This is a genomic window from Mucilaginibacter sp. GW821-FHT07G05 (assembly GCF_059418565.1).
Genome location: NZ_JBWKQC010000009.1, coordinates 127,712 through 152,058, shown reverse-complemented (window position 1 = coordinate 152,058; position 24,347 = coordinate 127,712). Strand labels below are relative to the sequence as shown.

21 protein-coding genes are annotated in these 24,347 nt (G+C 43.0%); 12 read left to right on the top strand and 9 right to left on the bottom strand.

Annotated elements, in window-relative coordinates; genetic code table 11:
• Nucleotides 1–7 precede the first annotated feature (7 nt).
• Nucleotides 8–1,198 carry an acetyltransferase domain-containing protein gene (locus AC07NA_RS20870; protein WP_494899455.1) on the bottom strand — a complete coding sequence of 397 codons (1,191 nt, stop codon included), beginning with the start codon at nt 1,196–1,198 and terminating at the stop codon, nt 8–10.
• A gap of 128 nt (nt 1,199–1,326) precedes the next feature.
• On the opposite strand from AC07NA_RS20870, the gene AC07NA_RS20865 reads away from it, so the two are divergent.
• From AC07NA_RS20865 to AC07NA_RS20840, 6 genes are all read left to right on the top strand, one after another.
• Nucleotides 1,327–2,292 (top strand): N-acetylmuramoyl-L-alanine amidase, encoded by a 966-nt coding sequence (locus AC07NA_RS20865; protein WP_494899453.1) that lies wholly within the window; start codon nt 1,327–1,329, stop codon nt 2,290–2,292.
• A gap of 122 nt (nt 2,293–2,414) precedes the next feature.
• Nucleotides 2,415–3,302, top strand: a complete 888-nt coding sequence (locus AC07NA_RS20860) for a dienelactone hydrolase family protein (RefSeq protein WP_494899451.1) — start codon at nt 2,415–2,417, stop codon at nt 3,300–3,302.
• 277 nt (nt 3,303–3,579) lie between these two features.
• Entirely contained in the window at nt 3,580–4,482 is a 903-nt protein-coding gene (locus tag AC07NA_RS20855) for a VOC family protein (RefSeq protein WP_494899449.1), read from the top strand.
• Nucleotides 4,483–4,626: 144 nt separating this feature from the next.
• Complete coding sequence (locus AC07NA_RS20850; RefSeq protein ID WP_494899447.1) at nt 4,627–5,907, top strand: MFS transporter; 1,281 nt, start codon at nt 4,627–4,629, stop codon at nt 5,905–5,907.
• 30 nt (nt 5,908–5,937) lie between these two features.
• Nucleotides 5,938–6,867 carry an AraC family transcriptional regulator gene (locus AC07NA_RS20845; protein ID WP_494899445.1) on the top strand — a complete coding sequence of 310 codons (930 nt, stop codon included), beginning with the start codon at nt 5,938–5,940 and terminating at the stop codon, nt 6,865–6,867.
• A 91-nt stretch (nt 6,868–6,958) separates the two neighbouring features.
• Entirely contained in the window at nt 6,959–7,798 is an 840-nt protein-coding gene (locus AC07NA_RS20840) for an SDR family NAD(P)-dependent oxidoreductase (protein ID WP_494899443.1), read from the top strand.
• 74 nt (nt 7,799–7,872) lie between these two features.
• Here the strand turns inward: AC07NA_RS20840 and AC07NA_RS20835 are convergent, their stop codons facing one another.
• Together AC07NA_RS20835 and AC07NA_RS20830 are read right to left on the bottom strand one after the other, a co-directional pair.
• A complete protein-coding gene (locus AC07NA_RS20835; RefSeq protein ID WP_494899441.1) occupies nt 7,873–8,769 on the bottom strand; it encodes a helix-turn-helix domain-containing protein in 897 nt (298 codons plus the stop codon).
• A gap of 41 nt (nt 8,770–8,810) precedes the next feature.
• Nucleotides 8,811–9,812 carry an aldo/keto reductase gene (locus AC07NA_RS20830; RefSeq protein WP_494899439.1) on the bottom strand — a complete coding sequence of 334 codons (1,002 nt, stop codon included), beginning with the start codon at nt 9,810–9,812 and terminating at the stop codon, nt 8,811–8,813.
• Nucleotides 9,813–10,005: 193 nt separating this feature from the next.
• Here AC07NA_RS20830 and AC07NA_RS20825 point away from each other — a divergent pair, with 193 nt between their 5' ends.
• The 4 genes from AC07NA_RS20825 to AC07NA_RS20810 all read left to right on the top strand — a co-directional run bounded on the left by AC07NA_RS20825 (nt 10,006) and on the right by AC07NA_RS20810 (nt 15,921).
• Nucleotides 10,006–12,360, top strand: coding sequence for an alpha-L-rhamnosidase-related protein (locus AC07NA_RS20825; protein WP_494899437.1), 2,355 nt, complete (start codon nt 10,006–10,008; stop codon nt 12,358–12,360).
• Nucleotides 12,361–12,473: 113 nt separating this feature from the next.
• The gene (locus AC07NA_RS20820) at nt 12,474–13,559 is read left to right on the top strand and encodes a sulfatase-like hydrolase/transferase (protein ID WP_494899435.1); all 1,086 of its coding nucleotides are present in this window, start codon (nt 12,474–12,476) and stop codon (nt 13,557–13,559) included.
• A gap of 52 nt (nt 13,560–13,611) precedes the next feature.
• Nucleotides 13,612–14,565, top strand: a complete 954-nt coding sequence (locus AC07NA_RS20815; RefSeq protein ID WP_494899433.1) for a metallophosphoesterase family protein — start codon at nt 13,612–13,614, stop codon at nt 14,563–14,565.
• 195 nt (nt 14,566–14,760) lie between these two features.
• The gene (locus AC07NA_RS20810; RefSeq protein WP_494899431.1) at nt 14,761–15,921 is read left to right on the top strand and encodes a carboxypeptidase-like regulatory domain-containing protein; all 1,161 of its coding nucleotides are present in this window, start codon (nt 14,761–14,763) and stop codon (nt 15,919–15,921) included.
• A 59-nt stretch (nt 15,922–15,980) separates the two neighbouring features.
• On the opposite strand, the gene AC07NA_RS20805 is transcribed toward AC07NA_RS20810, so the two are convergent.
• Entirely contained in the window at nt 15,981–16,547 is a 567-nt protein-coding gene (locus AC07NA_RS20805; protein ID WP_494899429.1) for a dihydrofolate reductase family protein, read from the bottom strand.
• Nucleotides 16,548–16,627: 80 nt separating this feature from the next.
• Nucleotides 16,628–16,969: a winged helix-turn-helix transcriptional regulator gene (locus tag AC07NA_RS20800; protein ID WP_494899427.1), complete on the bottom strand. Its 342-nt coding sequence runs from the start codon at nt 16,967–16,969 to the stop codon at nt 16,628–16,630.
• Nucleotides 16,970–17,072: 103 nt separating this feature from the next.
• Here AC07NA_RS20800 and AC07NA_RS20795 point away from each other — a divergent pair, with 103 nt between their 5' ends.
• On the top strand, nt 17,073–17,816 hold the full coding sequence (locus tag AC07NA_RS20795; protein WP_494899426.1) for an SDR family oxidoreductase: 744 nt from the start codon (nt 17,073–17,075) through the stop codon (nt 17,814–17,816).
• Between the two features lie 132 nt (nt 17,817–17,948).
• Here AC07NA_RS20795 and AC07NA_RS20790 read toward each other — a convergent pair whose 3' ends face one another.
• Together AC07NA_RS20790 and yiaA are read right to left on the bottom strand one after the other, a co-directional pair.
• Nucleotides 17,949–20,195 (bottom strand): S41 family peptidase, encoded by a 2,247-nt coding sequence (locus AC07NA_RS20790; protein ID WP_494899424.1) that lies wholly within the window; start codon nt 20,193–20,195, stop codon nt 17,949–17,951.
• A gap of 307 nt (nt 20,196–20,502) precedes the next feature.
• The gene (yiaA, locus tag AC07NA_RS20785; RefSeq protein WP_494899423.1) at nt 20,503–20,970 is read right to left on the bottom strand and encodes an inner membrane protein YiaA; all 468 of its coding nucleotides are present in this window, start codon (nt 20,968–20,970) and stop codon (nt 20,503–20,505) included.
• Nucleotides 20,971–21,101: 131 nt separating this feature from the next.
• Between yiaA and AC07NA_RS20780 the strand changes: the two genes are divergently transcribed.
• Nucleotides 21,102–22,622 carry a hypothetical protein gene (locus AC07NA_RS20780; RefSeq protein ID WP_494899422.1) on the top strand — a complete coding sequence of 507 codons (1,521 nt, stop codon included), beginning with the start codon at nt 21,102–21,104 and terminating at the stop codon, nt 22,620–22,622.
• Nucleotides 22,623–22,692: 70 nt separating this feature from the next.
• Here the strand turns inward: AC07NA_RS20780 and darG are convergent, their stop codons facing one another.
• Nucleotides 22,693–23,730, bottom strand: coding sequence for a type II toxin-antitoxin system antitoxin DNA ADP-ribosyl glycohydrolase DarG (gene darG, locus AC07NA_RS20775; RefSeq protein WP_494899421.1), 1,038 nt, complete (start codon nt 23,728–23,730; stop codon nt 22,693–22,695).
• On the bottom strand, nt 23,730–24,332 hold the full coding sequence (gene darT, locus AC07NA_RS20770; RefSeq protein ID WP_494899420.1) for a type II toxin-antitoxin system toxin DNA ADP-ribosyl transferase DarT: 603 nt from the start codon (nt 24,330–24,332) through the stop codon (nt 23,730–23,732). Before darT ends, darG begins: the two co-directional genes overlap by 1 nt.
• Nucleotides 24,333–24,347 lie beyond the last annotated feature (15 nt).

The following is a 24,347-nucleotide window of genomic DNA, read 5'->3' as shown; positions in this document are numbered from 1 at the left end:
CTCTATTTTACAAGTAGCTTAGCCACCATTTATCTTTATGCGTTTGCTTATATCTATCGTACCGTTTGCATAAGGGGTACATGCCCACAACAAGAAGTATCCATATAAGATAGGCAACAGGCAGCGAGAATCCGTAACCTTTCAAATCCCGGGTAAACCATATAGGTTGGTCGAGCATCCATATCTTCCAGTTTTGGCCGGGCAATATGGCTGATGATAGCATGGCGATTAAATGGATCACATAAATATGCACGAGGTAATAGAACATGGGCACCCTGCCATAAACCGAAATCACATCTACCACGGCCCCTTTCAGTCGCTCGGTAAAGGAGAGAAATAAGAACGCCCCACCCAATGTAAGTAACAGATAAAGCAGCGATGGCGGGTATTTATTTACATTAAGGAACGACAGGAAAGTAAAAAAGGCATCTTTCTGCACACTCCACTTTACAGGGTCGCCGTATACATTACTGTATCGCAACACTACAAATAAAACAAGGCAGCCTGCGCCGAGCAGTAACAGATTCTTCTTCCGTTTATCGGCACTATAACCGGTAGCGTACCATTGGCCCAGGCAATAACCCAGCGGCATCACCCCTATCCATGGTACAAGCGGATAGCCTACCAATAGTGCCTCGCGGTGCCATATAAAAAAGTTTTGCTGATGCAATAAAGCCCAACCGAATGCAGGTAAAGTATTGCCGGTTATAGTCGTACTATCTAAAAGGTTATGACCAAATACCAGCACCAGTCCAAATAACAATATCAGTTTTTTAGGCAGATGGATCACAGCCGCCAGTACCATCATACTCACCCCGAGTGCCCATATCGTTATAAAAAAGAACATTGGAAAGGTGAGATTAAAGTTCCAGCCGAGGTTTACCACGAATAGTTCGAGCACAATGAGCCACAAGCCACGTTTTACCAGGAAAACGGACAACTCCTTTTTACTCTTCTTTTGCTCTATCAGAAATGCCGATGTACCGGCCAGCAGCATAAATATGGGCGCGCAGAAATGGGTGATCCACCGGGTAAAGAACAGCACGCCACTGGTTTTACTGAAATCGAGCGGATCATAATAAAACGAACCCGAAAACAGGTAATCGCGCACGTGATCAAGCGCCATAATGATCATGATGGTACCGCGAAGAAAATCGATAGAGGTTATCCTGGTTTTGGCGATTGCGATGGAGGTCATGATCAAATATAAGGAAATCTATATTTACAACTACCAACCAGCAAACTGACTTTCAATTTGTTAAAAACAATTTAACTTGTAATTTAGAGATATCAATCTTTTTGAAAATATCTCCATAAGTCACCATAATGAAAGATCAACCTATAACCAACAACGATATTGATTCAAACGATTTGCAAAAAATAAAATTGCAAAACGAGATTGATCTGCAAAGGTTGGATCTGAAACTCAAAGAGAAAGAGCTTACCAAAAAAACAACGTTCAGTTCTACCTTTGTTACTATTTTGGTAGCGGTTATCGGGTTGATCGGAGCCGCTTTTTCATCATCGTTACAGCGTAAAAACGAACTTGAAATTGAGGAAAAGAAATTTCAATACGGAATTTATGCCAAAGCCTTTGAATCGGGCGATAGCGTGAACGTGGCCAAGATACTCGATTTTTATATCAAAGCAGGCTTACTGCCCGGCGAAAAAGGCAAATATGCCAAGCTGATTAAAGAAGGCAAGGGCGATGAGATCCCTACTACCTACAATACCACAAAATATCCGGACATTTATAAAGGCGTTGCAGTACCTGCGGTAAATAAGGCGGCACACTTTTCGGTTAACAATAATTTTTTAGAAGGCCAGGGCACCACGTACAACCTAACAGCTAAAGTAAGGCAAGGCTTAAATAAGGATGCTGTAAAAGCGATTGTAATACACTATACCGGAGTTGGATCATTTGCTGCCGCTACAAATATCATGACGGACACCGCTTTTGCCGGCACCGCGTCAACCCATATCCTTATTGATAAAACCGGACAAGTGGTACAATTGGTTCCCTTCAATTTTGTAGCCTTTCACGCAGGGATGACCGACCCGGCTTTAAAGATCAATAACAGTACATCAATAGGTGTTATGTTTGTTAACGATGGCAAAGAGAAATATACCGATGCCCAGATCAACGCGGGCATTGAAATTTGCCGGGCACTGATAAAAGCCTACCCGATAACTCAAATAGTAGGCCATTCGGAAATCGCTGTACCTAAAGGCCGAAAAACGGATCCGGGACCGTTATTTCCGATTGATAAGTTTAGGGCTTTGGTTAAATGAGCGCATGTTATTGCATTTTCTTTTCAATAAGGTAACGATTCTTTTACAAGGCATATAGCTTACCGTTTAAGGTAATCCTTACATTTGGAGCACGCCTTCCATCTACTATTTTTCATCTACCTATGGAAAACATTAATAAAGACGACATCAGACAGGAAGTGTTCGATCTGTATGATGATTATGCACACAGTCGTTTAAACCGTCGTGATTTTGTACAAAAACTTTCTGCCTACGCTGTGGGCGGTTTAACCGTACCGGCACTGATGAGTTTCCTGATGCCTAAGTATGAGACGAACATTCAGGTTAAGGCTGATGATCCCCGATTAAAATCTGAATACATTAATTATCCATCGCCCAAAGGCGGCGGAACCATAAAAGGACTATTATCAAAACCGGCTGACGCGAAAGGCAAGCTTGGCGGTATCATAGTAGTGCACGAAAACCGCGGACTAAATCCTTACATTGAAGATGTAGCCCGACGGGCTGCCCTTGCAGGGTTTATCACCCTCGCCCCTGATGCGCTAACTCCACTCGGTGGTTACCCGGGTAACGACGATGAAGGCCGCACCCTACAGGCCAAACGCGACAAAGGCCAAATGGAAGAAGATTTTATTGCAGCATACGAATACCTCAAAACCAATAAAGATTGCAACGGAAAAGTGGGTGTTGCGGGCTTTTGCTTTGGCGGAGGTATTGCCAACATGATGGCCGTGCGCATCCCCGATCTGGCTGCGGCGGTACCTTTCTACGGCGCGCAACCGGCGGTTGAGGATGTACCTAAGATTAAAGCCCCTCTGCTACTGCATTATGCATCGTTAGATACCCGCATCACCGGTGGCTGGCCTGCTTATGAAGCAGCCTTAAAACAGAACGGCAAAAAATACCAGGCCTATATTTATGAAAACGCCAACCACGGCTTCCATAACGATACTACTCCCCGTTATGATAAGGCCGCCGCAGAACTGGCCTGGAAACGTACGATAGATTTCTTTACGACGAATTTGAAGTAAACTTCAGCCAGGATAACAAAGATAATATGAGCTTCAAGTTGAAAGATTTGAGGCTTTTTTGTTTATAAAATAGATTCCGAAAGCCGCGGTGTGCACATTTTTAATTCGGCTAATGTTTCACCGCGCGTTAATCCTGTCGTAATACACCTCCTAATATGTCCTGAATGCCTCTACTCCGGGGAGCAAAAAGCAATTAATTTTGAGATAGTTAATGATATGATCAAAACAATTAACGCCTACGAATTTTAATTATATACCAACATCAAAATTATTACCTATGTTACCCATCAAACCACACCTCTGGTTCGACCAGGATGCAAAACAAGCAGCTGAATTTTACGCATCATTCATGCCTTATTCAGCTATCAATTATGCCAATCACTTCCCAATGGGCGGCGGTGAGTGTGAAGTAGTAGAGTTTACCATTGCGGGTCAGTCGTTCTTCGGCATCAGCGCCGGGCACAAGCTTGGCATCAATCCGTCTATTTCTTTTATGGTCAACTTTGATCCTTCGCGCGATGCGGATGCTGCCCGGCATATCGACGAAATTTGGAACAAGTTAATTGAGAATGGCAAAATAATGATGCCATTGGATAGCTACCCCTTCAGTAAACGTTACGGTTGGGTTGAAGATAAATATGGCGTATCCTGGCAACTGATACTAACCGACCCAAGCGGTGAGGAAAGACCCGTGATTGTTCCTTCGCTGTTATTTACCGAACCCGTGGCGGGTAAAGCCGGTGAAGCGATTGACTTTTATTGTTCTGTATTTAAGGATGGCAAACGTGGTACCACGGCACCTCGCCCCGAAGATATGGGGCCGGATAAAGCAGGTACGCTTATGTACGCCGATTATTATATCGATCAAACATGGCTGGCCGCTATGGACAGCGCGCATCAGCATGGTTTCAGGTTTAATGATGCTGTATCGTTATTAATACCATGTGAAACACAGGAAGAGGTAGATTACTATTGGTCGGCACTTACAGCTGGCGGCGAACCCGGGCAATGCGGCTGGCTAAAAGATAAATACGGTGTATCATGGCAGGTGGCTTCCACTGTTATGTTCAACGCGCTTAAAAACGGCACTCCCGAACAGATAGAGCGGGTTACACAGACCTTTACGACAATGAAGAAAGTAGATATCGCTACCCTGCAGCAAGCTTACGATGGTAACTAATCAATGAGGATAATAAAATAAACAAATCCCCGGATCTTCCAATCCGGGGATTTGTTGCTTAATCAGCACAAACCATTGGCCGCGCATAGCAATACCATTAAAATCTGATTTGCACATTCGCTCAAAATCAATAAGTTTGGCATCATGAATGAGCAAGTCCCCCCCGCTAATCCTGTAGGCCGTATACTTACCGCGAGCCTTATTGGTACCACCATAGAGTTTTTTGATTTTTATATTTATGCCACTGCCGCGGTACTGGTATTCCCCAAGTTGTTTTTTTCGGCTGCCGACCCAACTTCGGCTACGCTGGAATCATTGGCTACCTTTGCACTCGCCTTTTTTGCACGACCATTGGGCGCTGCCTTGTTTGGTCACTTTGGCGATCGTAAAGGGCGTAAAGCTACGCTGGTTGCCGCCTTATTAACTATGGGGCCATCAACCATCGCTATCGGGCTTTTACCGGGCTATGCCTCAATAGGTATAGCGGCACCTATACTATTGGCCGTATTCAGATTCGGGCAGGGTTTGGGCCTTGGCGGCGAATGGGGCGGCGCGGTGTTACTGGCCACAGAGAACGCGCCTCCGCATAAAAAAGCTTGGTATGGTATGTTCCCGCAGTTGGGTGCGCCCATAGGTTTCCTTATTTCCAGCGGTACATTTTTCATTCTTAGCAAAACCATGTCTGATAATGATTTTATCAGCTACGGATGGCGTATCCCCTTTATCGCGAGCGCGGTATTGGTTTGGCTGGGCCTTTATGTGCGATTAAAGATCTCCGAAACACCGGAATTTGTGAAGATCATCGACAATAACGAACGCTCAAACGTACCCTTTGCCGATGTATTTTTAAAACACACCAAAGCCATTACCTTAGGTACGCTGGCTACCATTACCACCTTCCTGCTGTTTTATTTGATGACGGTATTTACCTTGAGCTGGGGCACATCGGCACTGCATTATACCAAAAGTAATTTCCTGATCATACAAATGATCTCGATGCTGTTCTTCGGGTTAGGCATACCACTGTCGGCTGTATTGGCGGATAAGTACGGGCGCAACAAAATGCTTGTTGTCGCCACTGTTTTAATTATGCTGTTCGGGCTTGTTTTCGCGCCATTGTTTACTACAGGCAGCTTATTTATTACCGCGATATTCCTGTGCCTGGGTATGTTTTTGATGGGGCTTACCTACGGACCGATTGGCACCGCGCTGGCAGGTATTTTCCCGGCGTCGGTACGATATACCGGCGCGTCGCTGGCCTTTACACTGGCAGGCATTTTAGGCGCATCGCTCACCCCTTACCTGGCAACTACCCTTGCGCACAATTACGGCCTTGCCTATGTTGGCTATTATTTAACGGTAGCATCGGGCGCTACGTTGCTGGCTTTGCTTGGCGCACGAAAAATGATGAAGCAGCAAGCATAGTGATCAGCAAAAAATCATTTAACTTTAGGCATGGATAAATTGGTAATTCCGCGTTTAGATCTTGAAACTTTTGCACAGGTGGGCTATAAAACACCCTTGCTAAATGTTGAGCATTATCCGCTGGATGCTAACCACTTCATTATAAAAAACCGGAGCAATTACCCTGTAAAAAGCTATATATCACCCAATCGAAGGCAGTTTTACAAGATCTTTCATATTACATCAGGTACCGGTACGCTCACAGTTGGGTTGCATCAATACGCTATGAAGCCAGGCGATATCGCCTTTTTAGGTCCGGATGAGATCATGTCGTGGCAAACAACTTCAACTGATCCGGATGGGCACTTCTGCCTTATCTACCCTGATTATTTTGAGCATGCCGATCATATGGTGCAACTGTTCAGAAGTTACAAATTCTTCAATCCATCAAAAGCGGTAGTTCAACTATCAGAAGAGCAATCGGCACAAATAAACCGCTATTTTGAATTGATACTGGCTGAAGCCGACGGCCCTAACGACGACAAAAAGCAAGCGATATTACTACACCTGCAAATGATACTGCTGGAAGCACAACGCGCCGGTAAAAACATTGCCGAGGTACCCGTGCCCGAAAGTTACCGGCACATACATGGCTTTTTGAAATTGCTGGAATCGAGCTTTCAGATACAGCGGCCGGACGATGTGGTAAAAATTAAGAATGCCGGCGAATTTGCCGATCAGCTGAATGTGCATCCTAATTACCTGAACTCGCTTGTTAAAAACCAAACCGGTAAAACCCTGCGCGAACATATACAGGAAAGGTTATTGTACGAAGCTAAAAGCCTGCTGCTGCAAACCGACTGGGATATAAAAACCATCAGTTATGTTTTAGGCTTTTCAGAACATGCCGCCTTTACTACGTTCTTCCATAAAAAAGAGAAAATATCGCCCTCCATATTCAGGGAAAACGTAGCGGTATAGCCCAATCTTTGAAACTCACAAGTATTCCTTGGATTTGATTAAGCGCGCGCCCGCTTATTGTGGCTTCCTTTGTATCATAAATTTAAAAACAATGGAAACTCAAACAAAAACATGGTTTATAACAGGTGGTTCACAAGGCATTGGCCTTTTATTAGTTAAAAAGTTACTGGCCGAAGGCAATAATGTAGCGGTAACCGGCCGCAACCTCGATACGGTAAAAAACGCCATCGGCGATACATCGCCCCGCTTCCTGGCATTACAGGTTGACCTGCCCAACGAAGAAAGCGTACGCAAAGCAGTTGACGAAACCATAACCCGCTTTGGCGCTATCGATTTTTTGGTTAACAATGCCGGTTACGGCTTAATAGGTGGTATTGAAGAAACATCAGCCGCCGAAGCACAGGCTATATTCGACATCAACGTATTTGGTTTATTAAATGTAACCCGTGCCGTATTGCCACACATGAGGGCAGCAGGATCGGGCCATATCTTTAACCTGTCTACCGTATTCGGTTTAATCTCAGGCGCATCATGGGGTTTATATTGCGGCACCAAGTTCGCTGTAGAGGGCTTATCGGAGGCTTTGGCGCAAGAGGTACAGCCATTTGGCATTAAGGTAACTATTATTGAACCGGGCTATGTGCGCACCAACTTCCTGAAACCGGGTTCGATAGCTCATCCTCAAAACCCGATAGCCGCTTACACCGCCATACAGGAAGAAAAACGCAAACATCTTGAAGAAGTACCGGGCACTCAACCGGGCGACCCTGAAAAGATAGCACAGGTCATCATCAACACTTCGCTATTGGCAGATGCACCACTTCGTTTATTACTGGGGTCAGACTCCTTACAGTTTGCCAATTACAAAATAAAAATGCTGCAAGACGGCATTGAGGCCAACAAAGAGATCACCCTTTCTACCGACTTTTAATTAAGGCTTATACTCAAAACAGATCACAAAAAACAAGCCTGTCCTTTCTTTATGAGAGAGGACGGGCTTGCTTTTTAGTTATAGGAATGCCTGAATTGCAATGGCGAATATTGTGTTTTGGTTTTGAAGAGTTTATTGAAAGATTGCGGATATTCAAAACCCAAAAGATAGGCTATCTCGCTCACCGACATGGAAGTGGTAAGCAACAATTCCTTTGCTTTTTCAATCAGCATGGTTTGCAGGTGCTGCTGGGTGCTTTGCCCGGTATGCACGCGCAGCATATCGCTCAGGTAATTGGGCAACAAATTTAACTGATCGGCAAGGTATTGCACCGTTAGCAAGCCGTGCTCCTGCGATTTGTTGCGGTCAAAGTAATCTGTTACTACGGCTTCAAACTTCACCAGCAAATCGGTATTTACCTTTTTGCGGGTGATAAACTGCCGCTCGTAAAAGCGGTTTGAATAGCTTAAAAGCAGATCGATCTGTGAAAGAATAATGGCTTGGGTATGCCTGTCAATATGTTGATACTCCCGGCTGATCTTTTCCAGTATCATGATCATATCCTCCTCTTCTTTTTCGGATAGGTGCAGCGCTTCGTTTACCGCGTAGGAGAAAAATCCATAAGATTTTATGGTATTGGCAAGCGGGTGCCTCACCATAAAATCGGGATGGAAAGCCAAAACATAGCCGTTACTCTTTTCAATAAGCGCCGGATCGAGCGATTGCACTTGTTTTGGCGCAGTAAAGCTCATTACCCCCTTATCAAAATCATAATAGTTTTGCCCATATTTCATTCTGCTTTGCACTTCCCGTTTCAATGCCACGCAATAAAAGGTGGCAAAAAAATGCTGCCATACATCGTCCTTTATAAAGGTAGCCTCTTCCAGCCTGATCACGCTCACCAATGGATGCGACGGCGACGGAAGATTGAGCAGACGGTGAAAATCAGAAATTGAACTTATCGTGTTCATTGGGCATCGGGTTATGGTTACTGGCCGTTTTGTATTTCGTGTTAATAATCATTCAGCGCCATGCCAAAATCATCATACGGATTGCCGGTATCTGTACCCAAAGGTACAATTCTTTCTAACTGATCTATTTCGGCGGCATCAAGTACAATACTTGTCGAGGCGATATTTTGTTCAAGGTATTTCCTTCTTTTCGTTCCGGGAATAGCTACCGCGCCTTTTGAACGTACCCAGGCTAAAGCCAGTTGAGATGGCGTAACCTCTTTTTGTGCTGCCATTGTTTCAATAGCCTTAACCAGTTCAACATTTTTAAAAAATTGCTCGCCCTGAAAGCGGGGCATCGCATGGCGAAAATCATCTGCGGGCATATCTTCAGGCTTGCGGATCTGGCCCGATAAAAATCCCCTGCCCAGCGGGGAGTACGCCACAAAACCTATCCCCAGTTCATTTAAAGTTTGCATAACGCCCTGCGATTCGGCAGTACGTTCAAATAAAGAGTATTCACTTTGAACAGCAGTAATGGGATGAACACCGTGCGCTTTGCGTATCGTAGCAGACGACACTTCCGACAAACCTACGTAACGTACTTTCCCTTCCTTAACCAAATCGCTCATAGCACCTACGGTTTCTTCAACCGGGGTGTTTTTATCTAAGCGATGCAGGTAATACAGGTCGATATAGTCGGTACCCAGGTTTTTGAGGGAGCGTTCTACCGATTTACGTACATAGTCTTTACTGCCGTTTATTGCCCATGTTAAAGCCCCGCCGTCGTCAATTTCCCACCCGAATTTTGTGCCGATGATGTATTGAGAGCGGTTACCGCCAATCGCCTTTTGTATCAGTTGTTCATTTGCGAAAGGGCCATACATATCTGCCGTATCCAAAAAATTGCCACCAAGCTCAAACGAGCGGTGAATAGTAGCGATAGCTTCGCTTTCATCGGCCTTGCCATACATATCGTTACCTTGAAAACCCGTCATCCCCATGCAGCCTAAACCCAGTTCGGGTACTTGCAGGCCCTGGCTTCCTAAATCTATCTTTTTCATTTGTTCCATATCTAAAATGATTACCAAACAAAAGTAGACCTGCCAGCTAACCAAAAAGTATCCCGATCCCTGAATAGTGTAGCCATATCAACGAGGGGATGGATATTATAGCTATCCGCCTAAATCGATTTAAATTTTAGCCCTTAAATCAATTAATCTTAATAAATTACAGGCTCAAACCAGTTAAGCCTTAATGAAACACCTTTTCACTGTAGTATTAGCCCTTGCCGGTATTTTATTGGTAAAAAACAGCAATGCTCAATCGCCCGAATTTGCATACAGTCGCCCATGGAACGCCAACTGGATAGCCGCCGCCGGCGATACCGGTAAAAATTATGGGGTTTATTATTTCCGCAAAAGCGTAGAACTGGCCGAAAAGCCTGCGAAATTCATCATCCATGTATCGGCAGATAACCGCTATAAATTATATATTAACGGCAGGCTGGTATCGCTTGGCCCGGCACGTGGTGATACTTATTACTGGAATTACGAAACGGTTGACCTGGCGCCACACCTCACCACCGGCAAAAACACGGTAGCAGCCCTCGTTTTCAACGAAGCTGACTACCGGCCCGAAGCACAGATTTCGGTGCGCACAGCCTTCATTATCCAGGGGGATTCGCCCAAGGAAGAAATATTGAACACGGGTGATAACTGGAAGGGCATTCGCGATACCGGCCATCAACCCATCCCCGGTTACTTCTTTGCAGCCAGCAAAGGCGAAATGGTAAACATGAATAAAACCCTTAAAGGCGACTGGACAAGTGTAGCCTATGACGACAATGCCTGGCCCGTAACCACCAAGGTGACGGAGGGAAGGCTAAAAGGCATGGCTTGGGGTATCGACTGGGCGTTGGTCCCCTCATCGCTCCCACCTATGGAAATGACCTACCAGCGTATAGCCAAATTACGCAGTGCCGTCGGGATAAATGTTCCTCCGGCATTTCCGCAGGAAAAAGCGCCGCTAACCGTACCTGCCAATACCAGGATAACGCTATTGCTCGATCAAACTTTCGAAACCAATGCATATGTAACCTTAAATTTTAGCGGCGGTAAAAATGCAGGCATTTCGTTGGGCTATGCCGAATCGCTTTACCAAAAAGGCAGTAACGGGGTAAACAAGGGTAACCGCAACGAGGTGGAGGGCAAAGAGTTTGTTGGGCGAAAAGACAGCCTCATCTCTAACGGCAGCGCGGGGCAATCATTCACCACACTTAACTTTCGCACCTACCGTTATATTCAACTGGAGGTAAACACTAAAGACGAACCGCTGGTGATCGACGATCTTTATGGCACATTTACCGGCTACCCTTTCAAATTGTCATCTGTATTAAACACTGATAATACCGAAATAAAACAAATACTGGATATCGGCTGGCGCTCTGCCCGGCTCAACGCCTGGGAAAGCTATACCGATTGCCCTTATTACGAACAACTGCAATATATTGGCGATACACGCATACAAGCCATGGTATCGTACTACAACACCAGCGATGACAGGCTGGCGCGAAATGCCCTCACCCAGATTGACCATTCGCGCCTGGCAGAGGGTATCACCAAAAGCTGCTACCCGTCAAAGGGTACGCAAATCATATCGCCCTTCTCGCTATGGTACATCGGCATGCTGCACGATTACTGGATGTACCGCAACGATAATGCCTTTATCAAAAACAAACTGGTTGGCTCAAGGGCGATACTCGATTTTTTCAGCAAGTACCAGCAAGCTGATGGCTCTTTAAAAAACACACCCTACTGGGCCTTTGTTGACTGGGCAGGCAATTTATGGGGCGAAGTAAAAGGCTCGGACGGTAGCGCGGCCATTTACGACCTGCAATTGCTTTGGGCATACCAATGGGCGGCCGAAATGGAAGCCCAAATAGGCATGCGCGACTATGCGACTGTATACAATCAGAAAGCCGCGCAGTTAAAGGCTACAATACGCCGTAAATACTGGAACCCGGCTAAAAAACTTTATGCCGATACTAAGGAGCAAAACGGCTACTCGCAACATGTTAATTCGCTGGCCATACTTACCGGGCTTGTAAATAATGCCGATATGCCGGCGGTGATCGGTGGTTTGCTTAATGATAAAAACCTGACCCAATGCTCGGTTTATTTTAAATATTACCTGAACCAGGCGCTGGTAAAAGGAGGCAAAAACATTGACTATATGAACCTGTTGGGCATTTGGCGCGAGAACATCGCCATGGGCCTAACTACCTGGGCCGAATATTCTGACGTTAACACTTCGCGTTCTGATTGCCATGCCTGGGGCAGCAGCCCGAACATTGAGTTTTACAGGATAGTGTTGGGAATTGACAGCTACGCACCGGGATTCGGTAAAATAAAGATAGAACCCCGCTTAGGCGCTTTAACTAATATCAGCGGCGAAATACCTCACCCTAACGGCAAGGTTTCGGTGAGTTACAAGCTGGACAAAGGTAAGTGGAAGGTAACCATCAACCTCCCCAAAAAAACATCGGGAAAGTTGGTTTGGAAAGCTAAAACCTACGCGTTGAACGCGGGCGCTAACTCTTTCCTGATTTGATGTAAATGATTTTAAACTCATCAGTTGAGTATCACTTTTTACAAAATCTTAAAACAGAGTTAGTTTATCTTTAATAAACAATATTTAGTTTTACTAAACAAAATATTGTAAAAATGAAAGCTATCCTTGCTTTGCTTTTGTGCACCCTATTCGTATTACGGGTTGAGGCACAACATAAAAAAACTCAAAATGTTATTTTTATTTCTATTGATGGTTACCGCTGGCAGGAAATTTTCAACGGTGCGGATACATCATTACTAAGCAATAAAAAATACCGCAAGCAAGATTCGGCAGAGGTATACAAGAAATACTGGGCGGCAGATACGGCAGCGTGTCGCGAAAAGCTGATGCCATTTTTTTGGAAGTATATTGCCAAAAATGGCCAGCTATATGGTAACCGCAATGTGGGTAACCTGGTAAACCTGCGCAATAAATACTGGTTCTCTTATCCCGGTCGTAGTGAAACCATTTGTGGGTATTACGACCCGAAGATCAATTCAAACAGCTATCCTGATAACCCTAACGAAAATGTGTTTGAATTTATTAACAAACAGCCCGGCTACAAGGGTAAGGTAGCTACCATTGCCGGTTGGGATGCGGTAAAGCACATTGTTAACCGCAACCGTAACCATATGCCGCTCATCAACCCGTTTGAGGAGGTACAGGGTGCACACCTTACCGAAGCGCAGCAACTGGCTAATGAAATGCAAAATTACCTGCCTAATTATTTCGGTACATCAGTTAGGTGGGATGCAAACACTTATGCCATTGCCAAAACTTACCTTTCGGCCAATCATCCAAAAGCAATGTATATTGATTTTGTTGACCCTGATGATTTGGGCCATGCCGGTCAGTATGATTATTATCTGGATGCCGCGCACTACCTTGATGCCATGATAGCCGGCTTATGGAAATATTTACAAAGCGATAGTTTTTATAAAGACAAAACTACTTTAGTGATATGCCCCGATCACGGGCGCGGAGTTGGCAGCCAGTGGACCGGTCACGGTTCGGGCTCGGCGCATTCCAACGAAACCTGGTTGGTAGTAATGGGTCCGGATACACCTGCTTCGGGCGAAATTAAAACCACCTCGCAAATTTTTCAGGACCAGATAGCCCAAACCATAGCCAACCTGTTAAGTTTTGAATTTAAAACAGACCACCCCGTAGGCGCCCCTGTTAAAACCGCCATAAAATAATCACTAAACAGGTCGCTTTTAAAACGGCGGCCAATAGTATATCAGCTTAAGTATGGTACAACGCAGAAAATTTTTAAAAGGTATAGGCATCGCTTTAGCGGGCATACCCTTTGCTTCCAATAAATTACAAGCCGCAACGCAGCATGAGAATTATAAACCTAAGGCGCTGTTCAGTTTTGGTGTACTTACCGATTTACATCACGACCTGATAAAAGACGGCCCGCGGCGTGTTGAAATGTTCATTGCCGAGATGAACCGGTTGAAACCCGATTTTGTAATTCAAATGGGCGATTTCTGTGTGCCCAAACCGGCTAACCAGATAGTAATGGATACATGGAACGGCTTTAAAGGGGCTAAGTATCATGTTATTGGTAACCATGATAATGATGGCGGCTTTAGTCATGATGAGGTGGTAAGCTTTTGGAATGCCAAAGCCAAGTATTATTCATTTGATTTAAACGGCTATCACTTCATTGTATTAAACGGCAACGAACGCGTGCCCGGCAGCGCAGCTAAAGGCTACCCCAATGCCATAGGCGATGAACAGCGCGATTGGCTAAAACACGACCTTGACAGCACCGCTTTACCGGTAATTGTTTTTTGCCATCAGGGTATTGATGATGATATGGACGGCTTAAAGGAAGGCGCTTTGATCAGGCTCCTGTTTGAAAAGGCAAATCAAAAGGCAGGCTTTCAAAAAGTACGGCTGGTACTGAGCGGGCATCATCACGAAGATTACCTCAATGTTTATAACAACATCAACTACCTGCAAATCAACAGCGCCTCTTACCAGTTTGCACGCCTCAAGAATGGTTATGATTTTGAACTGACTGTAGACCCGCTATGGGCTTTTATTTCTGTTTATAATGATGGAACTATACAGGTAAAAGGCAAAAAATCAACATACGCCGCCCAAAGAGAGCCTGCTGATCTGCGGGAGTACGACGGCTATCCAACAGTCCCTTATATATCTGACAGGGTAATAAAAACGGAAGCCCGACAGTGATAGGGCATTTGGGATAACTGTTGTCTGATTTCGCTTAATCACTTGCTCTTGGCGTTGCTGTCATTGTTGCAATGTCGATTTACTTAAATTTCTAAATAAATTAAACCAATTCCAATAGTTTTATTCTATAGTAAAAAGTTGTTCAAAAGTGTTGAATTAGCAATCAATTTAAGAAACGCACTTTTTACTAAACCTATGAAACATCTTATCCGTCAGCTACCGTTCATTCTTCTAATTTTTGTGAGCTTTAACGTGCTTGCGCAGGAGAGTTACTCCATCTCGGGAACGGTTATCGACGAGAAGCGTGAGCCGATGCCGGGCGCCACTATATTTATCAGCGGTTCTCAACAAATAACAGCAACCGATAAAGATGGCCGCTTTACATTTACCGGGATGAAGGCAGGAAACTATTCGCTTTCGGTAAAAATGCTTGGTTATTCTGCCCCTTCTCAAACTGTAACTATTCATGATAAATCGGTTGATATAAGCTTCGCGCTGGAGGTAAAGTCGATAGTACTCAATGAAGTTAAGATAGGCGTTAATAAAAACAGGGAAAAGTATTATGCCATATTTAAGGACCAGTTTTTGGGGACATCAGACAATGCAAGGAATTGTGTAATACTCAATCCGGAGATCATTAATTTTAATGGGCAAAAAATAGCGGGGGATAATATCATATTAAAGGCCGGTGCCGATGATTTCCTGATCATAGAGAATGAGCAACTGGGATACCGGATAAAATACCTGCTCAAAACATTTGAGTACAACTCTGTAAAACAGCTTACTTATTATGATGGTGACAACAGCTTTGAAGAACTGGAGGGCACCGACAAGCAGAAAAAAAACTGGGCACAAAACAGACTAACGGCTTATAAAGGTTCAATGATGCATTTTTTGAGATCGGTATTTGCCAATACAATGACCGAAGAAGGGTTTATTGCCAACAAAATATATAAAAATAGCAGTTGGTACGATCAAAAGGTTTACACAGAGGCGAACCCTATAAAATTTGATGATGCTGTAACTGTAGTAGACAGCTCTTTTATTTCGCTCAAAATTAAAGCCTTAAATATTGTTTACAATCCCAAAAAAGCCGCGCGGTTAAAAAATGATGAAATTAAAAAACAGCAAAAAGCAAATGATATACAGGCCGATACTTCAAACAACGAAAGTGATTTCGTTAAGCTAAATCAAACTAAAAAAGATTCACAATTACGGCTGTATTTAAAAGAAGCGATAATTGATGCAAGGGGAAGTGTTCCTGCCGGTACTTTCTTAATCAGGGGTAAATGGGCCAAGGAACGTATAGGCGACCAGTTACCTTTTGAATATGAGCCGCCCAAACCAATAGATTAGCTTACAAAGCTTATCGCATTTGATAAGCTTTGTAAGGATGATATATCTCCAGCAATAACTTACTTGATCGGCTTATATTCGAGTATAAGCGCGCCGTTATCCATTACCTGCGAATGCTTCAGTTCAAATTTCTTTAATTCCCTGTTGTCATCAAAAATCTTCAATCCACCGCCAATGGAAATGGGGAATACCATGAGCCGCAACTCGTCGATAAGATTGTGATGAAGCAGGGCTTTTACGAGCGTGGCACTTCCGTAAACAAGGATATCTCCCCCGTCAGTTTCCTTAAGTGCGGCCACATCCCGGGCTACATCGCGCAGAATATGGGTGTTGTTCCAGTCTGTTTTTTGCAACGTTCCCGATACCACATATTTGGGGTAGCGATTAATGCGGTCGGCAAAAGCTTCGCCGGTTTGGGTTGGCCAGTAGGCGGAGAATGTATCATACGTAACCCTGCCAAGCAATAAGGTATCTACAGCGGCCAGCTCATCTGCTTTATACTTTCCGCTATCAGCCGAGCGATATTGCGCCTGCCAGCCACCATGAGGGTGAGGCGTTTCATCACCACCGGGTGCCTCAACAACACCATCAAGCGTGATGAATGAACTAACGATAATTTTTCTCATGATCCTTTTTTTAATAAAAGTAGCGGATACTACTTGTACCTGCGAGGGGAGAAAAAGACATTGAGCAGGGGCAATTACGACTATTTGCCGGTAATAACTCTGCGGTGTTCTATCCCCCACTCGGCCAGGTTGTTAATAATGGTTTGGAGTGTTTTACCATAATCGGTAAGGTTGTACTGAACGGTTACGGGTTGGGTATCTAAAACCGTACGCTTAATCAATTTATTTATTTCCAGCTCTTTTAGCTCTTTGCTCAGCATTTTGTTTGATATGCCGTCCACATCATTCAAAATATCAGAAAATCTTCTTTTGTTATAATAACAAATAGAAGAGATGATGGAGATCTTCCACTTTCCGTTCAGCACGTCCATAGCATCATGTACCGCCATGATCTCTGTTTTATGGCATACGTTGTCAGTCATAAGTTACCTGGTTACTCAAAAGTTACTGTTACTTTTGGTTACAAAGTTACCAAAATAAATTAAAGTGCCCTAAGTTTGCATGGTAAACGATAATAATTTAACCATGAATTTTACAAACAAAAATGTAGTTATAACAGGCGGCACAACCGGAATTGGGCTGGCCACAGCAAAAGCATTTATTAATGCCGGAGCAACCGTATGGATAACAGGCAGAAATGCCGAAAACTTACAAAAGGCAGCCGACGAGATCAACAGCACGAAGTTGAAAACCGTAGTTTCCGACACCTCAAAACTGGCTGATATAGCACTATTGGAAAATGCTATCGCAGAAAGCGGAAGCAAATTAGATGTACTGTTCCTTAACGCGGGCATAGCCGTATTCGCGCCAATAGCGCAGGCTACCGAAGCAGATTTCGACGCGCAGTTTAACACCAATATCAAAGGCCATTTCTTTACCCTGCAAAAGCTATTGCCTCATTTGGCAGATAGATCGGCGGTATTGTTCACCTCCTCAACCGTTGCGACAGCATCAGGCTTAGGCACGAGTGTGTACTCCGCAACTAAGGGAGCATTAAATAAAGTTGCCCAGATAGCCGCCAACGAACTGGCTGATAGAAAGATCAGGGTGAACCTGGTTAGTCCGGGGCCTATTCAAACACCCGGCTTAGAATATGCCGTACCTGCCGAAGCAAAACCGGTTTTAGCAGCCGCTACCGCACTGCAAAGATTAGGCAATGCCGATGAAGTTGCCAAAACAGTATTGTTCCTGGCATCTGACGATGCAAGCTTTATCACCGGAACCGAAATACTGGTTGACGGTGGCTTTATCAACTACGCGTTGAAATAAACCGGTAATTACTTTTCTACAAACAGAACAAGCGGCAAAATGCCGCTTGTTCTGTTTTATAACTAATCTGTCTTATTCTCTTTGTCAACATCGTAAAAACAACCGGATACCGGCCTATATAACTAAGCCGGATCAGTTAGCCCCATCTATCAATTTGATGGCCTCTTCCAGTAATTCGTCCCGCCCTGATTTTATACCCTGTAAGGTAGGTTTAACGATATTATCTATCTTAACACCTTTACGTTGCGCGCATGTACCATCGGGATAATATACTCCTAAGCCCGATATATAGGTATTGAAATTTCCGGGCAGGCTAATCTGCGAAATATTGCCATCGGCCCCTGCGCTTTTGCTGCCAATTACTTTAACGCCGGGTATAGTTTGTAGCGCCATGGTTACAAACTCGGCGTTGCTTTGCGTTAACTCGTTAACCAATACTACAACTTTACCCTTATAATGCTCTTCAGATTTATTGCTGCCATAGCTTGATGTAAATGTATAAAACATGCCGGGGTAAGCTACCGAACCTGCGGTGAAGTTTACAAATACCGATGAATCAGATTTTAAATAGTTACCCAATGTATGAATCACATCATCTGAAGGATAGCAACGCAAATCAATGATTATACCCTTTGTTGGCGAAAACTTCTTCTTAATATCGTCCAACATGGCTCTTTTATAAGTTCCGGCGAAAAAATAACCTACTCTTTCATTGAGCAGTGAATAGGCCGGCTTTGCCGGGTCGGCATTAAAATCGAGTTTGTAAGTATCAACTTTAGCCATATCTACCGCCCTGAATTTCACTTGCATATAACCATTATCACGTATCAGCTTAAACGTAAAATCAGGCTTTTGACCTCGCAATAAAAAATTTCCGGTAACGTCTCTTAGCTTGCCCTCGTAATTTGATGCAGGCACCATTGGCAGGTAGGTATTTAATAATTGAGCAATCGTATTTCCGTTGATCTCCGTAATAACATCGCCAATTTTAAAATGCTCTTTCACGTTAAGCGTATCTTTATAGTAGCCGGTAACAACCAATTTATTTTGTATGAACCTCGCCTGAAAGGGCAAACGATAACGGCCTTTATAAGCTTCAAACGCTTCATTCTGTATAAATGCATGCGTATCGTTAATGCAGGCTATCAGTTGAACCATTGTTTTGGCGTAATCGGTTTTGTTCTTGTTCTTTACAAACAGGGGGATATACTCGTCTAATACGCTACGCCATCCACCGGTAACTAAATCACGGTTAGGGTAAAAATAATTAATCATGCTCCAGTAACGATAAAGCGCCAGGAGCCGGTAACCTGCATCAGGATATTGCATGTTTACATATTCCTTTTCGTGCCGGAATTCAGGATTATTGGCACCCGTAGTCTCAAGATCTACATAATAATGATCATCGGTATTACGATTAGCTATTATGTAACGTAATTTTTCAATCAGCGATTTACTGAATACCTTGTTATTAAATAATGTGCCGTAATCGGGCTTACTGTACAAATCTTTAATTTTATCAATTACGGTACAATTTTTACAAATGGGCGGTTTTCCTAAACGATCAACCCACTGCTCTAATGCCATAGAGAATTGCTTGTCTGATTTGCTTTTTAACACCGATGGCATCACCCTGAATAATTCGGCATCCCAATTATGTTCCCCGCTTGCTACCGCGGGGTGATAATACTTTACAAATCCCCAAAGCTGCCCCAATAAACTTAAATATTTGCCGTTTTGCTTGTTCAATAAAACGGTGTCTATTCCTGACTTTACAGCGAAAGCGGTGTCTGTAACAGCACCGTACTCATGGGTTGAAATAGTGGGTACATTTTCAATTGGGACTTCATCCAAATACAACCTAAAGCTATCTATCCACATTTTTCCTTTTCCTACCAACAAGGCGCCCACGTTAATCTGTACTGCTTCTGTCTCGTCGTAGGGTACCTGGATCATGTATTCCTTCCAGTCATTTGTACCGGTTATGCCGTTATTTTGCATATTATCGAAGCCGAGTACTTTTTCGTCTTTTCCATCACCACGCAACCAGATGCCGGCCCAACCGTCGGTAACATTTTCGGTTTTTATGTTGCCAACCAACCATAATTTTTTTCCGTGAAAGGATTTCCTTATAGGGAAATTAATAGCGCTAAACCCAATTTTACCATTACCCGGACTAATGGAGACAGCATACTTCCCTTGTTTTATTACCAGGCTATCAACTTTAACATCGTAAGTATTTTGGCCGTTAAAGGTGAGGTCCCAGCCGATAGGGTTACCTTTGTCGTCAATTTTTTCAAAGTCTCCGTTAAATTTTATTTGTGCTTCAACAGCCGTACATGAAATTATAAATAACAATATTAGAAACAGTTTAGGCATAAGATCAAAAAATAAGCAATATCCTTTTGGGGGTTAAAATAGAACGTTTTTAATCCAGCCCAAGTTAAACAATATTGAAATATGCCTTAAAATTTTAACATACGTTAACCAACCCGTTCCGATTATTGAAGCGACATAATTAACCAGATAAACTTTAAACACAAAAAAGCCCCTCAAATTTCTCTGAGAGGCTTTACAGCAACAAGGTTAGGTATATCTATTTATACAAAGGAATAAGAGATTGTAAACGTTTAAGTAAACCCCGCAGGCTTGCCGGGCAAGGCACTGCGGGGTGGTAACCGCTACGTTACAGTTCTTTATCTCCGAACATTTTGGCGTCGCGGGTGTTTTTTTGTACGGCAATGGCCGAGAACATGCTCAGGCAGAATGCCATAGCGTAAAAGCCTTTTTCGCTTCGGGCGATATCCGCGTTCCACAGGCCTATCGTTAACAGGATCATTGCCGCGATAGTGGCAAACCAGCTCAGGCCGTAGTACAGATCGGTCACCACAAGCCCTTCTGCCCTGTCACGTACGCTCTTTTGTACGGAGATTACCGCGAATAAGCCAAATAATAAAATGGTGAAGTAATAGCCCTTCTCGTTTAATTCCATACTTGCATTCCACAAGCCGATGCAATACCCCACCATTCCGGCTAACAGGGCAAACCATGAGGCGCCTATAAACGCGCCGGTTGGTTTAAATGGGTTTCTAATTTTGTCACCATAATTTACCATGGATGAAATTTCTTCTGTTTTGTGTTGTAGCGGTTCCATATTGTTTTTGTTTAATGATTAATATGAAAGCGAATGTCGGCTGTAAAACAGATCTAAAAAAGGAAGAATATGCAAATTACTGACGATATAAATTTTAATATATGTATCTTCAAACACACTGAAACATCACTATGGATTCACTTTCGGAACTGATCAACTTACTTAGTAATAATGATAAAAAGCTTTTCAGGCAATTTTTGAAGCACAAAAACAAAAGAAACGATGTAAAGAATTTGCAGCTACTCAATTTGATAGAAACTGACGATATAGACAACCTAAATAAACTTTACGAGTCCAAGAAAAATAATGATGCCTACCATGCTTTACGCAAAAGGCTGCAAGATAATTTGCTGCTATTTTTATCGCAGAAAACCTTTGAGAGCAATCATTCTGACACCTATGACGCGCTACGCCAGCTTGTGGCAGGTCGTTTTTTGTTAGAGAATGATGTGCATAAGATAGCGTTCAAATGTTTGAATAAAGCCGAACGGCTGGCTGAACACCTGGAGCAGTTTAACCTGTTGAACGAACTTTTGCTCTTGAAGCTACAGTATGCCCATCTGCCGGGAGCAGACGACCTTGAAGTATTGACCGCACGTTTCTTTACCAACCAGTTGAATATGCAACGGGAGGCTAAACTCAACATGGCTTATGCCTTTCTGAGGCAGGAATTACAGGCCATACACCTGAAAGGTAAGATTGTTAACTTAACTACCCTGATGATAACAACGATACGGAAATATAAAATTTCCGTACAGGATTTGATGACCTATAAGTCCATCTACCAAATTCTCTTCATCGCCAATGAATACGCGGCCATACAGCAGAATTATGGATTGATAGCGCGCTATATTAACCGAACTAAACAGTTTATAGAAAACCAGGCGCATACGAAACAACCCTATCTTTTTTACCATATATCTATCTTGTATCTTTTGGCGAACTTTCATCTACGCCAAAAAGATTTCACAAGGAGTGCCTCCTATCTTACAGAAATGATGGATTTAATGATGACGGATAACCGTTATTACGCGCTGTTTTACTTACGCCATCAGTTACTATTGGCGCTCAATCTTTTCTATACAGGCTTTGCTAACGATGCTATCACGCAATTGCATAAAGCGCTCACCAATACAAAGCAAACCGCCAAGCCGGAAGATATTGAGGATTTACGAATATGCCTCGCCATGTTTTTAGCCCTGCGTAATGATCGTGACAGCCTGAAGCAGCTCACTTTATTAACGCGCACTGATGCCTGGTACGAAAAAAAGATGGGTATGCTGTGGACCATTAGAAAGAACCTGATGGAAATTTTGGTTCAGACGCAGTTTTCCAATATCGAGCTTGCCATGTCGCGCCTGAACAGCTTCCGGCGGAGATACAAGAAGTATCTGCTGAATACTTCGGAAGAACGCGTACTCTCGTTTCTGAAGCTGGTTGAAAAATACCTGCTAAAACCCGATGTGGTTTTTGACCCCACGTATAAAAAAGCAGTTTTAAATTTGGCAAGCAGTGCAGAAAATGGTGATATTTTTACATTAAGTTTTATTGCCTGGCTGATAGCGCGGTGGGAGAAAAAAACAGCTTACAAGGTAGTGCTAACACTTATGCAGAGGGATAGAAATCAAGTTAGTGTATCTGATGAAGGGTAAAAATCGAACAAGACTTGATTTTCAAGCCTTTCCGATTCGAGAGTAGAACTCGGCCTATGAATTTGGGGATTTATAAATTATGACCCTCAAGCCTCGCTATCGCCTGTTCAACAAATTTTTTATTAGAAAAGAGTGTTTGCTTTCTATTACTCCAGCCGTGAAGATGATTTAATATTTCATCCAATTTTTTGGTGTTGTGCTTAACCGAAAGAAAATCTATGGTAGATAGCAACTCCAATCCAAAAGCAGAATAAAATCCGGATAAAAAACTTTTGGTTCTATTTACGATGTCAAGAAAAATAAGGTTAGAATCCAAGCTAAGAAAAGCAAAAACATCATCTTCTGCATCCATCATAATACCCAGCTCTTCAAAAGGCTTTTTATCCATAGCACTATATCCGGTAATATAACTTCCGTTTAGATAGTAAAGGACACGCCTTACCTTACCCGAATAAGGGCCATAGAAATTCGGCTCAAAGGTTAGCTTAAACTCGTCTTTTGCTCCAAAACGTTGTAAAAAATAGGCGACTTTTTCGGCTGCAAACTCTGATACAAATTCCCCGCTTTTTGCTAAGTCAAATAAAACTGCAAGCAACATAGCCCGCGCAGGTGTCAATTTAGCGCGTTCTTCTTTCATTGCCTCCTTTATCACAGCATTAGGCAAATACACCTGAATATCAATATCGATATTTTTTAACGCTGATTCTATCAAATTTTGCACTTTTGCCCATTCCAATCCGCCGTGCCCTGTACCTAAAGAGGGTATTGCAATAGATTTGATCTGTTTCTCACTTATAATCGAAGCCAACCGTTTTAAACCAGCCTCTATATAAACATATTCCGATGGCTTACGCCAATCTGTTTTAGTGGGCAAATCAACAATAATCTTTTTACCATATAGCAATGATTCTTCTTCAGTAACTATCAAATCGCCTATTTCAAAATCCTTAGCTTTGCAAGCTTGCTGATAAATTTTAAAATTATAAGGAAACTCCTTTTTGAATTGAAGAGCCAGGCCTTTGCCCATCACACCAACAGTATTAACGGTATTAACCAAAGCCTGTGCTTTACTTTCTAATATGTTACCTTCTTTGTAAGTGATCATCATCAAAAATAATATCCTTTTTCAATAGCTATCTTATTTTTATCAATACCTAATTTTAAAAGTTTTTGCTCAACAACTTCGTTGTTTACAACAAATCCTAATATTGCGCCCGCAGGAATATCACCCAATACTAAAAATTCAGCTTCCTTCCTCCTTTTTAGGTCAAGGTCTTTATCATCCCGCCAATACCGGGCCTTTATTGCTTTCACATCAATAATATTTAGTATATCCTCCACATCAGTTTCATCGAAAAAATCAGTAAAAGCATTCACTGCATGTCCGTTTGAAAATACAAATTCAAGTTTATGCATCTTAATCTGCTCAACACTTGTAATACAATAGATCACGTCTTCCAAAGATGTTTGCTGTAAATTATATTGTATGCTTTGCGTACCAAGTTTTATTACATAAAGCATTGGCATTCTTGGGCCAAAATAAAAAGGGATATAACTTCCCAAAGTATTTCCATTAGGTAAAATGGAACTTTCTCTTTTTGATATTAAATCTCCGGCTCCAATAGAAACGTAATTCTTGTTACTATTCAATGAACGTTGATGAGTAATTCCATTTATAAGAATATGCGGAATATTCTCGATATGCGTCATCCTGTATAGATATAT

Bases quoted from the DNA above. Each gene is read 5' to 3' on its own strand.
- AC07NA_RS20870 (WP_494899455.1), bottom strand. From the start codon at position 1,198: ATGACCTCCATCGCAATCGCCAAAACCAGGATAACCTCTATCGATTTT.
- AC07NA_RS20865 (WP_494899453.1), top strand. From the start codon at position 1,327: ATGAAAGATCAACCTATAACCAACAACGATATTGATTCAAACGATTTG.
- AC07NA_RS20860 (WP_494899451.1), top strand. From the start codon at position 2,415: ATGGAAAACATTAATAAAGACGACATCAGACAGGAAGTGTTCGATCTG.
- AC07NA_RS20855 (WP_494899449.1), top strand. From the start codon at position 3,580: ATGTTACCCATCAAACCACACCTCTGGTTCGACCAGGATGCAAAACAA.
- AC07NA_RS20850 (WP_494899447.1), top strand. From the start codon at position 4,627: ATGAATGAGCAAGTCCCCCCCGCTAATCCTGTAGGCCGTATACTTACC.
- AC07NA_RS20845 (WP_494899445.1), top strand. From the start codon at position 5,938: ATGGATAAATTGGTAATTCCGCGTTTAGATCTTGAAACTTTTGCACAG.
- AC07NA_RS20840 (WP_494899443.1), top strand. From the start codon at position 6,959: ATGGAAACTCAAACAAAAACATGGTTTATAACAGGTGGTTCACAAGGC.
- AC07NA_RS20835 (WP_494899441.1), bottom strand. From the start codon at position 8,769: ATGAACACGATAAGTTCAATTTCTGATTTTCACCGTCTGCTCAATCTT.
- AC07NA_RS20830 (WP_494899439.1), bottom strand. From the start codon at position 9,812: ATGAAAAAGATAGATTTAGGAAGCCAGGGCCTGCAAGTACCCGAACTG.
- AC07NA_RS20825 (WP_494899437.1), top strand. From the start codon at position 10,006: ATGAAACACCTTTTCACTGTAGTATTAGCCCTTGCCGGTATTTTATTG.
- AC07NA_RS20820 (WP_494899435.1), top strand. From the start codon at position 12,474: ATGAAAGCTATCCTTGCTTTGCTTTTGTGCACCCTATTCGTATTACGG.
- AC07NA_RS20815 (WP_494899433.1), top strand. From the start codon at position 13,612: ATGGTACAACGCAGAAAATTTTTAAAAGGTATAGGCATCGCTTTAGCG.
- AC07NA_RS20810 (WP_494899431.1), top strand. From the start codon at position 14,761: ATGAAACATCTTATCCGTCAGCTACCGTTCATTCTTCTAATTTTTGTG.
- AC07NA_RS20805 (WP_494899429.1), bottom strand. From the start codon at position 16,547: ATGAGAAAAATTATCGTTAGTTCATTCATCACGCTTGATGGTGTTGTT.
- AC07NA_RS20800 (WP_494899427.1), bottom strand. From the start codon at position 16,969: ATGACTGACAACGTATGCCATAAAACAGAGATCATGGCGGTACATGAT.
- AC07NA_RS20795 (WP_494899426.1), top strand. From the start codon at position 17,073: ATGAATTTTACAAACAAAAATGTAGTTATAACAGGCGGCACAACCGGA.
- AC07NA_RS20790 (WP_494899424.1), bottom strand. From the start codon at position 20,195: ATGCCTAAACTGTTTCTAATATTGTTATTTATAATTTCATGTACGGCT.
- yiaA (WP_494899423.1), bottom strand. From the start codon at position 20,970: ATGGAACCGCTACAACACAAAACAGAAGAAATTTCATCCATGGTAAAT.
- AC07NA_RS20780 (WP_494899422.1), top strand. From the start codon at position 21,102: ATGGATTCACTTTCGGAACTGATCAACTTACTTAGTAATAATGATAAA.
- darG (WP_494899421.1), bottom strand. From the start codon at position 23,730: ATGATGATCACTTACAAAGAAGGTAACATATTAGAAAGTAAAGCACAG.
- darT (WP_494899420.1), bottom strand. From the start codon at position 24,332: ATGACGCATATCGAGAATATTCCGCATATTCTTATAAATGGAATTACT.